The sequence below is a fragment of the Sabulicella rubraurantiaca genome (genome assembly GCF_017355885.1).
Lineage (GTDB): Bacteria > Pseudomonadota > Alphaproteobacteria > Acetobacterales > Acetobacteraceae > Roseococcus > Roseococcus rubraurantiacus.
Genome location: NZ_JAFEUU010000005.1, coordinates 139014 through 157595 on the forward strand (window position 1 = coordinate 139014; position 18582 = coordinate 157595).

The window sequence follows — 18582 nt, forward strand, 5'->3', positions numbered from 1 at the left end:
CTTCAGGCCTGGGTCAGCTTCATGCTGACCCGGCCAAGGGCGCCATACTCCGCCACCACCTCATCGCCCGGCGCAACCTCCAGCGGCACGATGCAGGTACCAGTGGTCACCACCTGCCCGGCGGCAAGGGTCACGCCGTGGCGCGACAACTCGTTCGCGAGCCAAGCCAGGGCGAGGCGCGGATCGCCGAGCACGTTCGAGCCGCGCCCCTCCCGCTCGGGCTGCCCTGCGACGCGCGCAGTGACGCGATGCGCTGCGAGGTCGATGCCGCGCCATTCCGCGGTAGCCTCGGGCCCCAGCACGAATTGATGCGCGCAGGCATTGTCGGCGATGAGTTGTGCCGCGCCCGCCGTCGCGAAATCCGTGAAGCGTGAGTCCGGCACCTCGATGGCCGCGTGTAAGCCGGCAACAGCGTCGAGCACCTCCTTCACCGAATAGGCTTCCTCTCGGGGCGGCAAGGCGCGGCCCATGCGGAAGGCGAACTCCGCCTCGGCCACGCGCATGCGGTTCGCGCCGAAGGGCAGGGTCGCGCCATCCGCGTACACCATCTCCGCAAGGAGCCGTCCGGCTAGCGGACCATCCACGCCGATATGCTGCTGCCCTGCCGTGCTGGTCGCGGCGATCTTCCAGCCCCAGAGCGGCTTCGCGCTCAGCCGCTCGAGCTGCGCCTGGATGGCGTAGCCTTCCGCACGGGTGGTGGGGCGCAGCGGCTCGGGCAGGGCTGCCAGGACCGTGCCCTCCCTCCAGTGGCGGACCAGCATCTCCGACGCTTCCCCTGCCTGCGTGACATCCATCCTGTGCCTTCTCCCTCAAATCTTCTTGCGTGATCGCACCGCCAGCGTCTCCATTCTCCTTCACCGCAGCGGACGGAAGAAGGCCCGGATTTCCTCTGCCAGCGCTTCGGGTTGCTCAAGCGCGGCGAAATGGCCGCCGCGTTCCATCACGCTCCAGCGGCGGATGTCGGTATAGGTGCGGGCGGCGAGCGAACGGGGCGGGCGAAGGATTTCCCGCGGGAACTGGCAGTAGCCCATCGGCACATCCACCGTGCCGGGGATGGGCCATAGGCCGTGCATCCGCGCGTAATAGGGATGGAACGAGGCGCCGATGCAGCTGGTGAACCAGTAGAGGGCGATATTGGCCAGCATGCGTTCGCGGTCCACCGCGCTGTCGGGCGTGCCGTCATTGTCGGTCCAGGCCCGGAACTTCTCGACGAGCCAGGCGGCCAACCCGGCGGGGCTGTCGGCGAGGCCGTAGGCCAGCGTCTGTGGCCGCGTGCCCTGGATCCACTGGTAGCCCGTCTCCTCCTTGAGGAATTCCGTCAATTCGCCGAGGTAGCGGCGCTCCTCCTCCGAGGGCTCCGTCAGCATGGCGGGATCGCGACGGATGGCAAGCAGGTTGATGTGGATGCCGAACAGCTTCTCGGCATGGGTGATGCCGAGGCGCGAGGAGACGAAGGCACCCCAGTCGCCGCCTTGCGCCGCGAAGCGCCGATAGCCGAGCACGCCGGTCATCAGTTCCGCCAGACAGTCCGCGATCGCCTCAATGCCGAAGCGTGGCTGCCCTGGGCGGAAGGAAAGCCCATAGCCCGGCAGGGACGGCGCGACGACGGTGAAGGCATCGGCCGGATCGCCGCCGAAGCGCGAGGGCTGCGTCAGGCGTGGGATCAACTCAAGGAACTCGAAGACCGAGCCCGGCCAGCCATGCGAGAGCAGCAGCGGCATCGGCGCCGGCCCCTCGCCACGGACGTGCAGGAAGTGGAGGTCGATGCCGTGCAACGGGACGCGGAATTGCGGGAAGGCATTCAGCGCCGCTTCCTGTGCGCGCCAGTCGAAGCCGTCCCGCCAATGGGCGAGGAGGTCGCGCAGGTAGTCCACGTCGGTGCCGTAGGTCCAGGGCGGCTCGGGCGCCTGGTCGGGAAGCCGCGTGCGGGCGAGCCTTTCGCGCAGATCGGCCAGCGCCGCCTCTGGGACATGGAGGGTGAAGGGGGCAGGGGCCTGTGCCATGCACGTCTCCAGCCATGGCCCCATCCAGCGGCGAGAGGCGCGTCTTCTGTCAGCGTCTCCGGGCGTGGATGGACCAGGAGATCGGTCCTTCCGCGCCAACCGGACGCTGCTCGAGCTCTATCTCCAGCCGCCGGTCATGTGCCGCCAGCGCGCCTTCCCACAGCGCGGTCCAGCAGTCGAAGCCCGCAGGATGGAGATGTGAGACGCCGCGCATGAGCGCCCAGCCGGACTGCCCCAGCCGGACCTGGCCGTCGCGCTCCTCGGTCCACAGCCCGGACTCGCCCGTCGCCCCGGCGACGGCGCGCATCCAGCGTGCGAAGCCCAGGGCGCCGGGATCGGCCCCGCCCGCTGCCTCGGCCACCATGTGGAAATGCTGCATGCCGACCTGACGGCCGGCGATGCCCAGCAGGTGCCGCGCCTCGTCCGGCCCGAATACCTCCAGCGCCGATTGGATGGCAGTGCGGACATACTCCATCGCGTAGCCACGATGGGCCTTACGCAGCCGCTCCTCCGGCCATTCCGCAGCCGGGACCCAGGGTGCCTGGGCGGGATCGAAGTCGGGTGCCTCCTCGCCACGGCTGAAGCGCAGCCTCTCCTCAGGGGCGAGGTCGTGATCGTGCTCCAGGTAGTAGCCTTCCAGCCCGTTCTGTCCGTCCGCCGCCTGCTTGGTGCAGACGAAGCCCAGCCGCGGATTGCCGAGCGACACGCCGTTCTGGGCATGCCAGCCGCGCAGCATGGCGCGCGACACCTCGCCCGGGATGGCGCAGAGCGCGGTGCCCCACCAGAGCCAGCGCGGCGGCGCGTAGCGGATCCACGCCTTGCGGTCGCTCTCGCGCATGTATTCGACCGAGACGCCTCCGATCCGATTCGAGAGGTAGTGGTACTGCGCGCAGGCCACGGCATGCGGCAGGCCGGTCAGGCCGAGCTTGGCGAGGCCAGGCAAGAAGCGCTCCCGCTGCTGCCGACGGAACACGGCGAAGACAAGCTCCGCCGCGGAGGCCGGACCCCGGCGAGCCACGACGCCCAGCACGATGCCAGTGAAGAAGGCCCGGTGCAGATCGGAGACGGCCTGCGTCAGTGGTGGGGAGGGCGCGCCCATTCCGTCCTTTCAGGCTGGTCCAGCCTGGAGAGGCTTGATCGGACCAGATGCGCAGGTGCGCGGCAAGACGTCACCACCAGCCGAAACAGGAGCCACCTACAGACTTGGTTCTTCCTTCAATCGCCAGCAAACGCAGCTTCGTAGGATTGCGCATCGTAGGACTACCAATGCGGGGTTGTCCGCCTGGGGAGGCCGAGAATGTTCCTCTACATGAATACTGAGCGGAGGCCCCGAACGATGCCGCCGCGGTGATGTCTAGAACCCCCAGCCCCCGGTCCTCGCCCTATGAGCCAAAACTCTCGTCGCAGCACCTTCGGTCTGCTGGCCAGCTTCGCCGTGGCCGCCGCCGCGCTGCCCGTTCTCGCGGGACTGTTCGGACTGCTCAACGCTTCCTCCGGACAGGTCGAGCGTCGGAATATCGAGGTGCTCGACGCCGCCGCGCAGCAGGTGACGGGGCGGCTGTCGCGCGGGCTCTCCGAGCAGTGGCGCGAGCTTCGGGCAATGGGCGACTACGCGCTCGGGGAGTTGGAGAGCGGTGTCCTGCGCCTCCGCCTCGACACGGCCAAGACGCTGAACGACCGGCTTTCGTGGATGGGCGTGGTTCGGCCCGACGGACGCGTCATCGCCGCTACGGGGCGCATGCTCGAAGGGCAAGACGTGTCCGCGCGCCCCTGGTTCGTCGCTGGCCTGAGCGGGCTTTTCGCCGGCGACGTGCATGAGGCGCAGCTCCTGGCGCGGCTGCTCCCACGTCCGCCAGGTGCGGAGCCGCTGCGCCTGATCGATTTCGCCGCGCCGCTGCGTCGTGCGGATGGTTCGGTGGCCGCCGTGATCGGCAGCCACGTGGATTGGGCCTGGGTGCGTGACGTGATCGGCTCCGCGCCACTGCCCCCCGGCACCGAGGCGCTGCTTCTGGCCCGCGACGGCACCGTCCTCGTCGGCCCGGCCGGGCTAGAGGGCACGAGGCTGATGCAGCGCAGCGCCATGGTCGGCCCGCAGGCCGTAGGCGTCACCACAGAGGAGGAATGGCCCGACGGCCAGCGCTACCTCGCCCGCATCATCGCGGCGGCGAATGGCGCTGGCATCCCCAGCTTCGGTTGGAGCGTGGTCGTCCGGCAGCCCACGGTCGCTGCGACGGCGCTGGAGCGCGTCGTGGCACGGCAGGTGCTTGTCCCGCTTGCCGCTGCCTCCTTGTCGATTCTCGTCGTGGGGTTGCTCATAGCGCGCACCGTGGGCAGGCCCTTCGCGACCTTGGCCAGCGCGGCCGCTGCCCTGGCCGAGGGCCGGCGCCTCGACGCGCCGCTGCCACGGCTGCGGCAAACGCGGGAGAGCGAAGCCATTTCCGCTGCCCTCTCGCGCTTCGACGGCCAGCAGGCTGAGCCCGTCGCGGCCCCCCACGCCCTCAAGGACGCCGCGTGATGCGCCGCTGGATGAAGGTCACGCTCGGCGTCGCCCTGGCTGCCATGGCTGGCTACGTCATCGTGGGCGAACAGATGGCCGGCGTCTCCTCCAATGCCGTGGTGAACGCTCAGGTCATCACCCTGCGCGCCCCCGTGGATGGGGAGCTCACCCTCACCACACGGAGCCTCGGCGCCCGGCTCGGCTCTGGCGAGGTGGTGGCGAGCATCACCGATCCCCGGCCCGACGAGTCACGACTCGTGGATCTTCGCCGCGCCCTGGATGCGGCGGAAAGCGAGCTGCGTCGCCTGGAAGACATGACCTCGGCCCTTGTTGCCGGTCGTGCCGCCCTCATTGATCAGGCGCGCGACTATGGTGCGGGGCGGCTGCGGCAGCTTTCCGCCCGCCTGGACGAGACGCGCGCGACGCTCGAGGCGGCGCAGGCCCGTCTTCGGGAGGCGGACGCCACGCTGCGCCGCGCGAATGACCTGAGCCGCACCGGCATCCAGACCGTGGCAGAGTTCAACCGTGCCAAGTCCACCTTCGAGGTCGCGACGCAGGAGGTCGAGGCGACGCGCAACCGCCTTCGCTACCTCACGGTGGAGCACGAGGCGGCCAGCCGTGGCGTGTTCCTCGGCGACAGCTACAACGACGCGCCGTCTTCCCAGCAGCGCGTGCGCGAGCTGGACCTCCGCATCGGCGAGCTTTCCGCCGAGGTGCGGGAGCGCAACCGCCGCATTTCCCTGCTCGAGCAGCAGGTGGAGGAGGAGCGTGTCCGCCTTGCCCGCCACCGCGACGCCCGGTTGGCGGCCCCCGCGACCGCCGTGCTGTGGGAGGTGATGACGGGCAGCGGCGAGTATGTGCGCCGGGCCCAGGACATCATGCGCCTCGTCGATTGCGGCACGGCGGTGGTCACGGCCAGCGTGCGGGAGAGCGTCTATAACGGCCTGAAGGTCGGCGACGCGGCGCGGGTTCGGCTGCTCGGCGAGGACGGCCGGGTCTTCGAGGGCACCGTGGCGCGCCTCGCCGGTTCGGGCGCGGAGACGATCTACCGCCACCTCGCCGTCGGGCCGAGCGAAGAGCACCTGAAGCGCTACGACGTGGCCATCGCAGTGCCGGGCCTTGCCGCCGACCCCGCCCTGGCCTGCACGGTCGGCCGCACCGGCCGTGTTGTCTTCGCCAGCCGCCCTCTCGACCCCTGGCGCCGCCTGATGGCCTCCCTCGGCTTCGGCTGAGGGCGCGCCGCCGCATCACCGAGGCGTCCGATGCTCGCCCTGGACGATTACATCGCTTCCCTCGCGCCTTCGCTGCTCGTGCTCGGGCTCGCGCTGGCCGTTCTGCCCTTCCTGCGGCGCGAGGATCCGCTGACGCGCGCGGTGGTCCTCGCTCTGCCCGTGCTGCTGGCGTGGCGCTATATGGCCTGGCGCTTCGCGGAGACAGTTCCGCCGCTGGACTGGACGCTGGACGCGGCGGCGGGCTGGAGCTTCGCCTTGCTGGAGGCGGGGACGCTCGTTTCCTCCACCATCGCCTTCGCCATCATGACCCGTACGCGCGACCGTCGGGAGGAGGCGGATCGCCACCAGGAATGGTGGCGGCCCGGGGCGCCGCCTGTCGTGGACGTGCTGATCGCGACCTATAACGAGGAAGAGCCGATCCTCGAGCGCACGATCGCCGGGGCGCTCGCCCTCAATCATCCGCGGACCCGGGTCTGGATCCTGGACGACGGCAAGCGCGACTGGCTGCGGGAGCTGTGTGCCCGGACCGGCGCGCGCTACCTAACGCGCAACGACAACGCGCACGCCAAGGCGGGCAACATCAACTCCGCCTTCGCGGTGCTGCGCGGCCTGGACGAGCCACCGGATTTCGTCGCGGTGCTGGACGCGGATTTCGTGCCGCACCGCAACTTCCTGGATCGCACCCTGACGTTGTTCCATGACGAGCGTGTCGGGCTCGTTCAGACGCCGCAGCACTTCTTCAACCCCGATCCGATCCAGCACAATCTCGGCCTTGAGCGCGCCTATCCGGACGAGCAGCGCTTCTTCTTCGACCATGTGCAGCCGGCCCGCGACGCCTGGGACATCGCCTTCTGCTGCGGCACTTCCTCCGTCATGCGATGGAAGGCGCTGGAGGCGATTGGCGGCTTTCCCGTCGGCAGCGTGACGGAGGACTACCTCATTACCCTGCGCCTTCGGGAGGAAGGCTATTCCACCGCCTATCTGAACGAGGCGCTGACGGAGGGCCTCGCGCCTGAGGGGTTGGGAGAATACATCACGCAGCGCGGCCGCTGGTGCCTGGGCCTGATGCAGATCATTCGCGGGCCGATGGGACCCTTCGCGAAGAATCGCCTGCGGCTTCGTGATCGGATCGGGCTGTTCGACAGCTTCCTCTACTGGGCCACCACCTATCCCTTCCGCCTGGCCTGCCTCGTGACGCCGCTGCTCTACTGGTATTTCGGCATCACCGTCGTGGATGCCCCGGTGGCGGAGGTCCTGTCCTACTTCGTGCCCTATCTCCTCGCCGCGCTCATCGCGCTCAACTGGACGTCGCGCGGAATGGTCGTGCCGCTGCTGAACGACGTCAGCCAGGTACTCGGCGCGCGCGAGATCAGCGGGGCGGTGATGGCCGGGCTCCTGAAGCCGAAGGGTCACAAGTTCAAGGTCACGGCCAAGGGAGGTGACCGCAACCGCGTGGTGGTGCAATGGCCAGTGCTGCGGCCGCTCCTCGTGCTTTTCATGCTGACCTTCTTTGGCCTGATGTTCATGCCCGTGACGGACATCGTCTTCGATCGCGATGCGGGCGACGGGAAATGGGTCATCCTGGTCTGGACCTTATACAACCTCCTCGTCCTGGCGGCTTCCATGGCGGTTTGCGTAGAACTGCCGCGCGGCGGGAAGGGCACGCGCATCGTGCCCGAGCGCGTGCGGCTTTTCGCGGATTCCGGCGCGAGTGGCGGATGGCTGATGCGCCTGACCCTGGAGGAGGCCTGGATCACAGGCGCGCCGGCCCTTCCGCCTGGCGAGCGTTGCGCGTTGGATCTGCCGGGGGCGGGCCATATCGCCGGCGTCGTGGCGCGCCATGACCCCGGCGGCGTTTCCCTGCGGCTGGAGCCGACAGCGGAGCAGCGCGCCGCAATCCTGACGCGGCTGCACACCCGCGAGGGTGCCAGCGGCGTCACCCGCACGGATGTCGGTGGAATGGTGCGAGGCTTGGCTGGGCGGGTGGTGCGGAACTGAGGCAGGCCTGCTCGGGTAACTGGACCCGCAAGTGGAAGACTGACCGGCTGGAGACCCCCGCCGTCGCCGCGCTCCGCGATCAAAATAGGGTAGATTGAGCTTCGGCACACCGCCAGCCAAGCTGTTACGCGCGAACTGAACAAGCAGTCAGGTGACCACTGCGCGATCGACGTCATCCTGCTCCACGGCAGCCGCAGATGGTGTCTCCCGGTGCGCGCTGGCGACGGCATCGATGCATCGTGCAACCAGTTCCGGCGCACCATGATGCACCATGTGTCCTTGCCCCGGCACCATGTGCAGGGAGCTTCCAGGCACCGCCTGATGCAGCCGCGCCGAGTGCCGCCCCACATCCACGATTCCATCGTCTTCGCCGACGACGATGGCGATGGGAAGCTGCGTGATCTCGTGGTACCGCCCCTCGGCATATGCAGCCCAAGGGCTCATGGATGCGGCATCTTCGGCACTGCCCTTGATCTGCCATGGCCGCAGCATGATCGGTATGGGGACGGCCGCCGTGAAATCGGGCGGCACGGGTGCGGGCGCAAACATCTTCTCGATCATCTTGGGGGCAATCAGGCTGCCCAAGAGGGGACCGACCGTATAGCGGATCACATCCCCGACCACGGGAATGGCCGGTGGCGAGAAGAGGGCGATGTCGGCGCGCGCCGTCGGAAAATAATATCCGGACAGCAGGACCAATCCGGAGATGGCGTCAGGGTGGTTCAGCGCCAAAGCCATCGCCACGAGCGTCCCCCAGGAATGCCCGACCACGACCGGGCGCTCCACCCCAAGGCGCATGAAGGCCTCGGCGAGGACGGCCGCCTGGGCTTCCGCGGTCCAGAACCGGTCCCGCGGGCGCTCGCTGTAGCCGTAGCCGGGCCGATCGAAGGCGAGGACCCGGTGGCGCGCGGAGACAAGCCCGAAGACGCCGCTTGCGATCCAATCCTCGGCGGTGACGCCGTTGCCGTGCAGCAGGACGACAGGCGGCCCTCCATCCTGTCCGCTCTCCAGGTAGTGAAGCTTGATGCCCCCGGCCCGCACGAAACGCCCTGCTGGCGGATGAGCCCGCTCAGCCTGCCGGGCGAGAGAGTGGTTCAGGAGGGCGGTGGCCCCGAGGGCGACTGCGCTGGCGGTGACGATGGTCTTTGCGCGAGAGGAGGCCATGCCTGCTCCTGTGTGTCAGCGACCGCCTCCCAGTCTTGGAGGGAGAGCGATGGCGAGGAAGCGTTTTGATGCGGTGCATCATCCCAACGGGGCGGTGCCCCACCAGTTTCCCGCTGCGCGACCGCGAGGGACGCACAGCGCCTCTGCGAGGCACTTGGCACATTCAGGGCTGGAATTCCGCCCCGCCGCTTGCTCAGTCAGCGGTGGGCAGAGCCATCACCCGCCGGAAATGCCCTTGATGACCTTCCCCGAACCGCCGCAATTCTCGCAGACCCGATCCTGAAGCTGGCCTTTGCCGCCGCATTCCGGGCAGACATCCTCGCCCGTGCCGGGCGTGCCTGCAGGCGCGTCGTCGCCCGGGTAGGTGCCACCCGCGCCCGGAACGCGTGGGTCCCTGGTCCCCTGAGGCTTGCGCTCATTCATCACCGCCTCCTCTGACATCTGAGTGGCGTGCCAACGCGCGCGGTTCGTCACCTGTTGCGACGCTCTGGCATCCAGGAACCCAAAGCGCCGGACACCCATCGGCCGAGCCCGCTGGCATGGGGCCGGAGGCTCGCAAAATTGTGCGCCCTCCGCGTCGCGATTGAGACATGATGCGGCCATCCCAGGCGAGCCAGGCAGGGAAGGTTCTTCGATGCCGAACAGCCCCGACGGAGCACGGCAAGAGGCCGGAGGAGGGGTGGCCCGATCAACGGGCGTCACCCGAGGCGAACTCGGCTGATGGACGGGTCGGGCCGGAGTTCGGGGCTTCTCCGGCGCATGGCGCCGGAATGGAGCCAGGAGGCCGGCGCCGGGGTGAGCACCGGGCTGGTCGTGGCGGCGCAGAGCCTGACCCATGGCATGGTCGCCTTCGCCCCGCTTGGGGTTGCCGCGGCCGCGACGGGCATGGGGGTTGCGCTGGCGGTTTCGGCGGCGGCCGGGCTTTGCACCGCGGCGCTGGCCGCGAGCCGCCCCCTGGTCGGGACGACCACCGCAGCCACGGCCCTGGTGACCGCCTCGGTGCTTGTGACGGCAGAACCGGTTACGCCAGCGGAGGGCATCCTCTTCGCGATGCTGCTCGCGCTGTTGGCGGGGCTTTTCATGTTGGCGATGGCGCGGAGCGGCATCGCCCGCGTTGCCTCGCACATTCCCACGCCGGTCACGATCGGCATGGCGAATGGGGTGGTCGCGCTGATCTTCGTCGGGCAGGCCCCGGTCGCCCTCGGCCTCACGCCGGGACAGGCATTCCTTGCGGAGGCGCTCCGTCCGGCCTCACTCGCTGTGGCCGGCGCGGCCTTCGCCCTGATGGCGCGGCCGGTGCCGCTGTTTCCCGCCCCGATCACCGCACTGGCCGTGGCGACCTTGCTGCATCAGGCCCTTGCAGGCGCTGGCTTCGCGCTCGGGCCGGTGGTCGGGGCCGCGCCTTCGCCCGCGCACGTTGCCGATGCGGTGCTGGGGGCGATCAGAGCCGCTCCCGCTCTGGCGGATTGGCAGAGGCTTCCGTCGCTTCTCGCGACCGCGGCGGCGTCGCTCGCCCTTCTCGCGACGACGGAGATCCTGATGGCAGCGGCGGCCCTGCGCGAACGCAGCGGAAGACGCGTGAAGCCGGATCGGGATGTCATGGGCGGCGGGGCTGCCATGCTGGCCGGCGGCATGCTCGGCGGCCTGCCCGCCAGCGCCCTGACCAGCGCCTCGGTGGCGTGCCATGACTTGGGCGGACGTGGACGACCGGCGATGCTGACGCGGGCTATGGTCGCCCTCCTGGCGCTGGCCTTTGCGGGGCCACTCATTGCCATGCTGCCCTTTGCTGCCCTGGCGGGCGTGCTGATGGGGGCGGTGTTGCGGCTCCTCAAGTTGCGGCCGCTCTTTCCCAAGGCGGGGCCGGGCCGTGTGCGCCGGTCAGCCGACGCCGCGGTCATTGCCGCCGTCGTCGCGGTGGCGCTGCTATTCGGCCTGATCGCGGCCATCGCTGCCGGCGTCGTCATCTCCATCGGCATCTTCACCCTGGCCATGTCCCGGTCCGCCATCCGACGGAGCACGCGCAATCCGGTAGGCCGATCGCGCGTGCGGCGGCCAGCCGAGGACGAGGAATTGCTTCGCGAGGCCGGCGACCGCATCGTCGTGCTCGAACTGCAGGGCGCGACTTTCTTCGGCAGCGGCGAGGGGATCCTGCTGCAGATCGAGCAGCTTCTCGCAGCCGGCGCGAAGCTCGTCATCCTCGATCTGAGCCGCGTGACCTGGGTCGACCTCTCCGGCGCGCAACGCCTGCTGGAAGCATGCCGCGCCTGGCCGAGCCGCGTTCTGCTCGCACCGCTTCATCCGGGAAGCGGGGCGGAGGCGGAATTCGAGGCATACGGGCTGCGGGCCGCCATTCCGCGTGGCGCTGGCTTCGAAAGCCTCGCAGCGGCCGTCGAGGCGGCGGAGGAACAACTGCTGCGAAGCTTGCGGCCGGAACGCCCCTCGGCCCGCAGCGCAAGCGAGGCCTTGCACGCCCTGGGCCTGCCGCCGTCTGCCGAGGAGTTCTTGCTGGCGAGAATGCAGGAAATCGATTTTGCGGCCGGCACCATGATCCTGCGCGCGGGCGACCCGGCAGATGCGGTCTACATACTCCTCGAAGGCCAGGTCGTCGTCAGCTTGCCCGCCGCCGCCAACCGACCCGCGACGCGGCTTGCCGTGCTGGCGCCCGGCATCGTCTTTGGCGAGTCGGCATTGCTGGGAGCCGCGCGCCGCTCCGCAGACGCCACGGCACGGCAGGACGTGCGCTGCCTGCGCATCACGGTGGCTGACGTGCAGTCTCTCAGGGAGGCCAGCCTGGAGGTGGCTTGGTTGTTCATGACGGCGGTCCTGCGCCAGCTGGCGAGCAATGTCGCAGCCGCGAACGCCACGATCGACCGGCTTGAGGAGTGATCCGGCCCGCGAAGGGCCTCGATGGCTCGCTCGGCAGCCGGCCCTTCATGCCGGGACATGAGAAATCATGGACCGATGTCACAGCGGGGCTTACGGTTCCCGCACCGGGGCGGCACCGCCGCTGAGATGCGAGAGAGGAGCGGCCGGTATGGAGCGCCTCGCAGGACAGGATCTCCGGTTCCCCCCGGGAGCACCGGTGCCGATCGCGCAGGCACCTGGTACTGGGGACGGAGGCGAGGAGTTGCTCGCGCTGCTGTGGCTCGACGTGGCGGGATCGTCACGCATCGCCGGCAGCCTGATCGAGCAGGGCCCCGCGGGTGTCGAGCATTTGGCCGAACTTCTCGGGCAGCACTTCAACACCCTCCTGGAAGCCATCGCGGCCCATGGCGGCGAGCCCCTGGTCTTCGTGGGAGACGGGCTCCTTTCCGCATGGCGATGCACGGAGGGCAGCGCCCAGGATGCCGTGCTGCGCGCCGCGCGCTGCGCCGTTTCGATCCTGTCCGCGCCGACCGCCATGGTCATGCCGGACCAGCCGCTCGAACTCCACGCGGTGCTGTCGCTCGGGCCGTGCCGCCTCGTGGAGATGGAGGCAGGGACGCATCGGCATCGCGTGACCGTGGGCGCCGGGATTGCTGATCTGCAGGCCACGTCGCGCCACCGCGCCCTTGGCCGCCTGCTGTTGTCCCCGCAAGCCGAGCAGGCCCTGGATGGCCGGGCCGAGACTCAGCCCGTGGGGGGAGGCGGCACGATCCTCATCGGCCTTCGCGATCCAGCGCCTCCGCTTCCTGCGACGGCGTCGGTGCCCGGCCAGCGAAGCCGGCCGACGGATTGGTCGGCAGAGCTGCGCCAAGTAGCAGCTGTCTTCGGGACCTTTCCGGGCCTGGATTGCAGGGCCGAGGACATCATGGCGAGGCTGGCCGCGATTGGCGATGTCATCTCGGGCTCCGTCCGCCGCCATGACGGCATCCTCCAGAAATTCTGGCTCGACGAGAGCGGCGTCCGGCTGTTGGTCCTCTTCGGCGTCGCATCGGCCTCCCATCCGGATGACGCGGCAAGGGCGGTCCGCTTCGCGCTTGAGGCGAGGGATGAGCTACGGCGCCTTGGCTATCGGAGCAGCTTCGGTGTCACCATGGGACGCAGCTTCTGCGGCACGATCGGCAACGAGGCGTTCCATGCCTGGACCGCCTATGGCGGCTCCCTGAATCTCGCGGCACGGCTTGCCGGTGTGCAGCAGGGAACCATCCAGTGCGACGAGGCGACGGCACGTCTCGCGAAGGGCAGCCTGGAATTCGTGAAGCTCGGGCAATTCCAACTAAAGGGATTTGCCGCGGCGGTGCCCGCCTATACGCCGCGCCGCCTGGACCGGGCGGAACCGGCCATGCCCTTGTGCGGACGGGAAGCCGAACTGGCAGTCCTGCTGGATGCCTTGCGGGCGGTCGGCGAAGGGCTTGGCCGTGCCGTGCTGATCGAGGCCGAGTCCGGCATGGGCAAGTCTCGCCTGCTGGCGGAGCTCCAATCCCACCCCGCCAGCCAAGGCTTCCGCACGCTCGTCGCGCAGGCCGACCGGATCGAGCAGGGCGTGCCATTCCGTGGCTGGAGCGGCATCGCGGCGCAACTCCTGGGATTGTCGGCAAGGACGAACCCCTCATTCCAGCGGGATTCCGTGCTCGAAGCCCTCGGACCGGAGGATGCGCCGCAGGCCGCCCTGCTCAACGACGTCCTGCATCTCGGCTTTGCCGAAACGGCGGCGACGACATCCATGTCGCCGCCCCAACGGGTCCAGCGCCGGCACCAGATGCTGCTGGGGCTGCTGCGACGCGTGGCCGCCGAGCACCCGCTGCTGGTGATCCTGGAGGATGCACACTGGCTCGACGCGGAAAGCTGGAGGCTTGTCGAGGATGCCGCGCGCGGCGTGCCCGGGCTCTGCCTCGTCCTCGCGATGCAGCCGCTCGAGGATCCCACACGCCTGCAATCCATGGCGGAGAACGGCGCCGTCCGGCTGGGCCTGAGCGACCTCTCCCCGGACCAGCAGGCGCAGATCGCGCTTGCCCGACTGGGGGCCAAGACAATTGCCCCAGGCGCCGTGGCCCTCCTGTGCAACCATGCACGCGGCCACCCCTTCCTGTGCCTCGAACTCGCGCAGGCGCTCCGCGATGAGGGGCTGATCGACGTGAGCGGCGGCGAGATCCGCGTGGCGGCGGGTGTCGACCTGACGCATGTCCCGCTCCCACAAACTCTGCACGGCATGCTCACCCGCCGCATGGACCGCCTCGAGCCCGAGAGCCTGCTGACGCTGAAGGTCGCGAGTGCCGCCGGACTCCGCTTTCCCGTCTGCCTCGTCGCGGCCGTCCATCCCACCGAGCGCGCGCGGCACGCGACCGTCGAGGGCCACCTCCTGCGCCATCACAGGGCCGGACTGCTGCTGCCCGACCGCAACGAGGACCAGGATGGATACGCCTTCCGCCATGGCATGATGCGTGAAGCCGCGTATGCGCTGATGCTCTATAGCCAGCGCCGCCCACTGCACAGGGCGATCGCGGCCTGGCATGAGACCACCCATGGCGCGGATCTGGCGCGCTTCTATGCCCTGCTGGCCCATCACTGGGAGGCAGCCTGCGAGCCGGGAAGGGCGGCGCATTACCTCCGCCTGGAAGCGGAGCGCGTCTTCGGCATGGGCCTCGTGCGCCGCTCCGTGGAGATCGGGCGGGAAGCGGCGAAGCTCCTCGGGCAGGAACTGCCCGCCGACAGCCCGGCCATCCAGCAGCAGATCGGCGCAGAGATGGAGAGGATCGCCCGGCTGCTGGGCGACCGCAGGCCGGAGGACGTGCTGGACCTGCCGCCGATCGAGGATCAGCAGGCCGCGCAGCTCATCCACCTGCTGCTCGTGCTGGCGCCCTTCGCCCATCAGAGCGAGCAGCTGGAACTCTTTGGCCTCCTCGGCTGCATCTGTCTGCGACTGACGCTAGAGCACGGGCAGGGACCGCTCACGCCGGATGTCTGTTCCATGTTCTCGGTCGTGTCGGGCGCCCTGACTGGCGACAGGGAGAATGCAGCCGCCTGGAGCCGAGTCGGCCTCACCCTGCTGGGGGATCACCGCGGAGCAAGCTTCGCGCGCTGCGCCTTCATCCATGCCTGGTTCCATAACCACTGGATCGAGCCCCTGCGTGGCGGGATCGACCTTGCCGGCGCCGGGGCCGAGGCAGGACTTGGCGACAACGAAACCATTTTCGGCTGCTTCAACCTGTCCGCTGCCCTGGTGCTGCGCGCGGCGGCAGGCGAGGCCCTGCCGGAGATCCTCGCCGAATCGCGGCGGAGCGCGGAGTGCAACGGCCGCCGCGTGCTGAACGCGCATTACCACCTCGCGCTGGAGCAGCAATTCGCCAAGGCCATGGCCGGCCTCACCGAGGGGCTGCTGCTGCTGGGCGACGCGGAATGCGACGCCGCGGCGGAGCTGGACAGCATCCTGGAAACCAACCTCAGCAACCAGATCGGCTATTACCTCGTCACCCAGGCCAAGTTGCACGTCCACGCGGGCGAGTGGGCCAGGGCGCTTGCATGGGCAGAGCGGGCGAGACCCATGCTGCCCTTCTTCCTGGGCCAGTCAGCCGAGTTCGAGCTGGCGCAGTACCGTGGCCTCGCGGCGCTGGCGGAAGCCGCCTTCGGCACGCCGCAGGACCGAACCGCGCTGGTCGATGATGGCTGGGACTGCACCGAGCAGCTTCGCTTCTGGGAGGCCCGCAACCCCGGAATCTTCGGCCACAAGGCCGATCTGCTCGACGGGCTGCTTCACGTGACATCGGGGCGCGGCGCCGAGGCCGTGCGCCTGCTCGAAGCAGCGTTCGAGCGCGCTTCGGCCGGACAGTTCCACCAGGATGCTGGATTGGCGGCGGAGTATCTCGCCAGGCTGCATCGGGCCAATGGAGATGTGGCCAGCACGACCCGAGCCGCCCGGCTGGCCTGCGATGCCTACCGACGCTGGGGCGCCACAGCAAAGATCGCCTTCATGGAACGGGATTTCGGGCTTCCGGCGGCAGCCGGGGAGCCGGCTGCCTAGCCGCCTTCACTTGCCCGGCCGCGCACGTCGCAGCAGCAGCGCGTGCGCATGCATGTCGGGTGCCAGCGACAGCGCGACGGTCCAGGGCGTGCTGCTCACTGCGTCCAGCAGGGAGAGATTCACCGGGATGTTCGCGACGGTCATGTTGCCGTAGCGGAGGAGCGTGTCGAACAGCAGGGCAGGCGCGACCGCCTGCCGCCACATGTCGAGAAGCTTTTGCGACACTTGATGGCAGATCAGAGTGACATCGGAGGAGGCGATGCCCTGTCGCTGCATCACGCGCTGCGCGGCCTGCAACGCGATGCCGCCGCCGAAGATGGGGAAGTTGGTCAGCCCCTCTGCGGAGATATGGAAATAGGGGCCTGTCCAGTCCTGTGCCTTCGGGTCGAAGCGGTCTTGCGCGGGCGGGGAGGGCGGGGAGCCCGGGATGGCCCGCCAGTCGCCGGTCAGCACCATCTCCCCGAAATTTCCTTCACGGGTTACCACCGCGCTATCCGCCAGTTCCCAGCGCGGTTCCTTGCCCGAGGGCGCGAAGCCCAGCACGGCGGCGGCGGCACCATCGCCAACGCTCGCCGCCTGGGGCGTGTGGTAGTCCACGGCCCTGGTCCAGCCGCCGCCGACCGCGACCAGCACCTTTCGCGCCCGGCCCGATCGCAGCAGCGCGTCAGCGAGCGCGACGCCGACATTGAAGTTCGAGAAGTCATTCGCGAGCGGAATGGTGAGGCAGTCATCCGTCAGCCCGAGGCGCGCGGCCAACGCGAAGAGGTCGGAGGGAACCTCATATGTGCTAGGCGAGACGCAGCCGATGAGATGGTCGATCTCGCCGGGCTCGGCTCCAGCGTCGTCCAGCGCCATGCGCGCCGCCGGAAGAAGGATATCGAGGACGCTTTCGTTCGGCGCCAGAACGTGCCGCTCGCCATAGCCGACGAACAGGCCCGATCCGGAGGGGCTGTTCTTCTTGAGCCAGTCGAAGATCGGGTCGTCATTGCCGCGGATGAGGTCGGGCAGCTTGTGGGCCAGCCCAATGATGCCAATGCGCCCCGTCATCACGGCAGCTCCAGCGCGGGCAGGCCCAGCCGTTTCTGCAGCACGATCTCGGCCGTCTGCAGCGCCCCCTCGACCCAGGTCTGGTTGGTCGAGTAGGCCTCGCCACACAGATAGCAGGGAAACCCGTCGAGGGGCTGCGTCATGCGCGGCATCATCTCGTCCGAGAAGAAATTGGGATTCCACAGGTGGACGCCGCCACCATAGGGGTCGCGCCCCCAATCCATGTAGGCGGCGTCGATCGGCTCGGGGGCGGTGTCCACCCCGTGCATCAGCATCAGCTGGCGGTGCATCTCGCGCACCATCGGCGCCGTCGCCGTGTGGCCTGTCCAGTTGCGCTGGAGCAGGGCCGCATACTCATCCCCGGGGGCCGTTGCCTCCGGCGCGGGCGAGCGTGGGAAGAGTGGCCAGTGGTGGTGGTGATGCGTCGCGCCAGGGTGACGGCTGGCCTTCTGGACCTCCCGCCTTGTGTCGAGGCCGCTCCAGAAGCTGACATTGAGCAAGTCGTCATAGGCCATCAGCAGGCCTGGTTCCGAAGGCTTCGGCACGCCGGTGCCATCGGGGCCGGAGGGCCAGTAGTAGCATTGGCGCAAGGGCATGTCGGTCAAGGAGCGCCCTTTGGTGACGCCGGCCTGCTGCCACCAGCATTGCGGATACAGCAGGAAGAGCTTGAATAATGGGATGGCGGTAACGGAAGCGAGTGCCTGCCGGAATGCCATGTTGGACGGCCCCAGGACCTCTCCCTCCGGCCGCAGCAATTCGATCGAACGGCGAGGCATGGCGAGGATCACGGCCCGAGCAGTGACATCGCTGCCGTCACGGAAGCGGAGCCTTACGCCCTGCGGCCCATCCGCCAGCCCATGAGCCCCGAAGCCTTCCAGCCAGGTCCCAAAGCGGACCTCGCCGCCCGCCTGCTGGAAGCGCTGCTGCAACTGCCAGGGGACGGCCTCGTAGCCGTCATTCACCATGCGGTAGCTGACGCCAGGAACGAAGTCGAAGAAGGCGGCAGTCAGGTCCAGAGCGTTGCTGTTGCCGCCCAGGCAGTCATAGCCGATCGTTGTGCGCGCCGCGACGTAGCCATCCGGGCTCATCCCCTCCGCCAGCAAGTTCCAGAAGCCGTGCCGCCAGAGAGGCAGGCCGCCGACCTGCACCGAGGCCAGGTATTCGCGCAGCGTCCCTGCCTGGAGCCTGGCGAGGACATCTGGCATCAGCCGCGTCAGCACGCGCTGGATCAGCGCCGACGGGGTCTGATCCGGCCCAGTTCGCGCCGCGAGCCACGCTGCTTCCTCGGGCGAGAACCAGAAGGGAAGCGGAGCGGGGCTGGCGAGGTCACGGCTCCGCAGCAGCCGTCCGCGCAGGAAGGCGATGTTAGCGTCCACCGCAACGACCTGTTCGTGGAAGGGGAGGCGCAGAACACGCTCCACCAGGGCAGTGACCAGCTTCTGCGCCGGCGCCACGTAGCGCATCCCGCCCAGCTCCGCCGTGGTGTCGGCCATGTGCGGAGATCGGCCGGATAGCAGGCGCCCCCCGATGCGGTCGCTGCCCTCGAAGAGCGCGACCTTGATCGGTCCGTCGCGCTTCTGGGCCCATTCGGCCGGCTGCGAGCTTCCGAGCGGAGAGGCGAGAAGCCGCCAGCCGGCATAGATGCCGCTGATGCCGCCGCCGATGATCGCCACGTCAACATCAGGCTCGTTAGCCATCGCA

Annotated in this window: 12 protein-coding genes; 5 read left to right on the forward strand and 7 right to left on the reverse strand. The window is 69.0% G+C overall.

Annotated features, from left to right (window positions below; all coding sequences use genetic code 11):
* Positions 1-2: 2 nt before the first annotated feature.
* The 3 genes from JTJ31_RS11010 to JTJ31_RS11020 are packed head-to-tail and all read right to left on the reverse strand — an operon-like array spanning position 3 to position 3102.
* A complete protein-coding gene (locus JTJ31_RS11010; RefSeq protein ID WP_207538709.1) occupies positions 3-794 on the reverse strand; it encodes a 2-keto-4-pentenoate hydratase in 792 nt (263 codons plus the stop codon).
* Between the two features lie 60 nt (positions 795-854).
* Positions 855-2003 carry an epoxide hydrolase family protein gene (locus tag JTJ31_RS11015; protein WP_207538710.1) on the reverse strand — a complete coding sequence of 383 codons (1149 nt, stop codon included), beginning with the start codon at positions 2001-2003 and terminating at the stop codon, positions 855-857.
* Positions 2004-2052: 49 nt separating this feature from the next.
* Positions 2053-3102, reverse strand: coding sequence for a hypothetical protein (locus JTJ31_RS11020; protein ID WP_207538711.1), 1050 nt, complete (start codon positions 3100-3102; stop codon positions 2053-2055).
* A 285-nt stretch (positions 3103-3387) separates the two neighbouring features.
* On the opposite strand from JTJ31_RS11020, the gene JTJ31_RS11025 reads away from it, so the two are divergent.
* The 3 genes from JTJ31_RS11025 to JTJ31_RS11035 are packed head-to-tail and all read left to right on the forward strand — an operon-like array spanning position 3388 to position 7730.
* Entirely contained in the window at positions 3388-4518 is a 1131-nt protein-coding gene (locus JTJ31_RS11025) for a cache domain-containing protein (RefSeq protein ID WP_207538712.1), read from the forward strand.
* A complete protein-coding gene (locus JTJ31_RS11030) occupies positions 4518-5732 on the forward strand; it encodes an HlyD family secretion protein (RefSeq protein WP_207538713.1) in 1215 nt (404 codons plus the stop codon). The genes JTJ31_RS11025 and JTJ31_RS11030 overlap by 1 nt, the downstream gene beginning before the upstream one ends.
* 30 nt (positions 5733-5762) lie before the next feature.
* Positions 5763-7730, forward strand: coding sequence for a glycosyltransferase (locus tag JTJ31_RS11035; protein WP_207538714.1), 1968 nt, complete (start codon positions 5763-5765; stop codon positions 7728-7730).
* Between the two features lie 147 nt (positions 7731-7877).
* Here the strand turns inward: JTJ31_RS11035 and JTJ31_RS11040 are convergent, their stop codons facing one another.
* Both JTJ31_RS11040 and JTJ31_RS11045 read right to left on the reverse strand, forming a co-directional pair.
* Complete coding sequence (locus JTJ31_RS11040) at positions 7878-8894, reverse strand: alpha/beta fold hydrolase (protein WP_207538715.1); 1017 nt, start codon at positions 8892-8894, stop codon at positions 7878-7880.
* 216 nt (positions 8895-9110) lie between these two features.
* A complete protein-coding gene (locus JTJ31_RS11045; RefSeq protein WP_207538716.1) occupies positions 9111-9317 on the reverse strand; it encodes a hypothetical protein in 207 nt (68 codons plus the stop codon).
* Positions 9318-9614: 297 nt separating this feature from the next.
* Here JTJ31_RS11045 and JTJ31_RS11050 point away from each other — a divergent pair, with 297 nt between their 5' ends.
* Both JTJ31_RS11050 and JTJ31_RS11055 read left to right on the forward strand, forming a co-directional pair.
* Positions 9615-11780, forward strand: coding sequence for a SulP family inorganic anion transporter (locus tag JTJ31_RS11050; protein WP_207538717.1), 2166 nt, complete (start codon positions 9615-9617; stop codon positions 11778-11780).
* 196 nt (positions 11781-11976) lie between these two features.
* Positions 11977-15834 (forward strand): AAA family ATPase, encoded by a 3858-nt coding sequence (locus JTJ31_RS11055; RefSeq protein ID WP_207538718.1) that lies wholly within the window; start codon positions 11977-11979, stop codon positions 15832-15834.
* Between the two features lie 6 nt (positions 15835-15840).
* Here JTJ31_RS11055 and JTJ31_RS11060 read toward each other — a convergent pair whose 3' ends face one another.
* Together JTJ31_RS11060 and JTJ31_RS11065 are read right to left on the reverse strand one after the other, a co-directional pair.
* Positions 15841-16881: a 3-oxoacyl-ACP synthase III family protein gene (locus JTJ31_RS11060; protein ID WP_207538719.1), complete on the reverse strand. Its 1041-nt coding sequence runs from the start codon at positions 16879-16881 to the stop codon at positions 15841-15843.
* Positions 16881-18578 (reverse strand): flavin monoamine oxidase family protein, encoded by a 1698-nt coding sequence (locus JTJ31_RS11065; protein WP_207538720.1) that lies wholly within the window; start codon positions 18576-18578, stop codon positions 16881-16883. Before JTJ31_RS11065 ends, JTJ31_RS11060 begins: the two co-directional genes overlap by 1 nt.
* Between the last annotated feature and the right edge of the window lie 4 nt (positions 18579-18582).

Excerpts from the sequence above, each read along its gene's own strand:
- JTJ31_RS11015 (WP_207538710.1), bottom strand. The coding sequence starts at position 2,003 with ATGGCACAGGCCCCTGCCCCCTTCACCCTCCATGTCCCAGAGGCGGCG.
- JTJ31_RS11020 (WP_207538711.1), bottom strand. The coding sequence starts at position 3,102 with ATGGGCGCGCCCTCCCCACCACTGACGCAGGCCGTCTCCGATCTGCAC.
- JTJ31_RS11035 (WP_207538714.1), top strand. The coding sequence starts at position 5,763 with ATGCTCGCCCTGGACGATTACATCGCTTCCCTCGCGCCTTCGCTGCTC.
- JTJ31_RS11065 (WP_207538720.1), bottom strand. The coding sequence starts at position 18,578 with ATGGCTAACGAGCCTGATGTTGACGTGGCGATCATCGGCGGCGGCATC.
- JTJ31_RS11060 (WP_207538719.1), bottom strand. The coding sequence starts at position 16,881 with ATGACGGGGCGCATTGGCATCATTGGGCTGGCCCACAAGCTGCCCGAC.
- JTJ31_RS11025 (WP_207538712.1), top strand. The coding sequence starts at position 3,388 with ATGAGCCAAAACTCTCGTCGCAGCACCTTCGGTCTGCTGGCCAGCTTC.
- JTJ31_RS11040 (WP_207538715.1), bottom strand. The coding sequence starts at position 8,894 with ATGGCCTCCTCTCGCGCAAAGACCATCGTCACCGCCAGCGCAGTCGCC.
- JTJ31_RS11050 (WP_207538717.1), top strand. The coding sequence starts at position 9,615 with ATGGACGGGTCGGGCCGGAGTTCGGGGCTTCTCCGGCGCATGGCGCCG.
- JTJ31_RS11045 (WP_207538716.1), bottom strand. The coding sequence starts at position 9,317 with ATGAATGAGCGCAAGCCTCAGGGGACCAGGGACCCACGCGTTCCGGGC.
- JTJ31_RS11030 (WP_207538713.1), top strand. The coding sequence starts at position 4,518 with ATGCGCCGCTGGATGAAGGTCACGCTCGGCGTCGCCCTGGCTGCCATG.
- JTJ31_RS11010 (WP_207538709.1), bottom strand. The coding sequence starts at position 794 with ATGGATGTCACGCAGGCAGGGGAAGCGTCGGAGATGCTGGTCCGCCAC.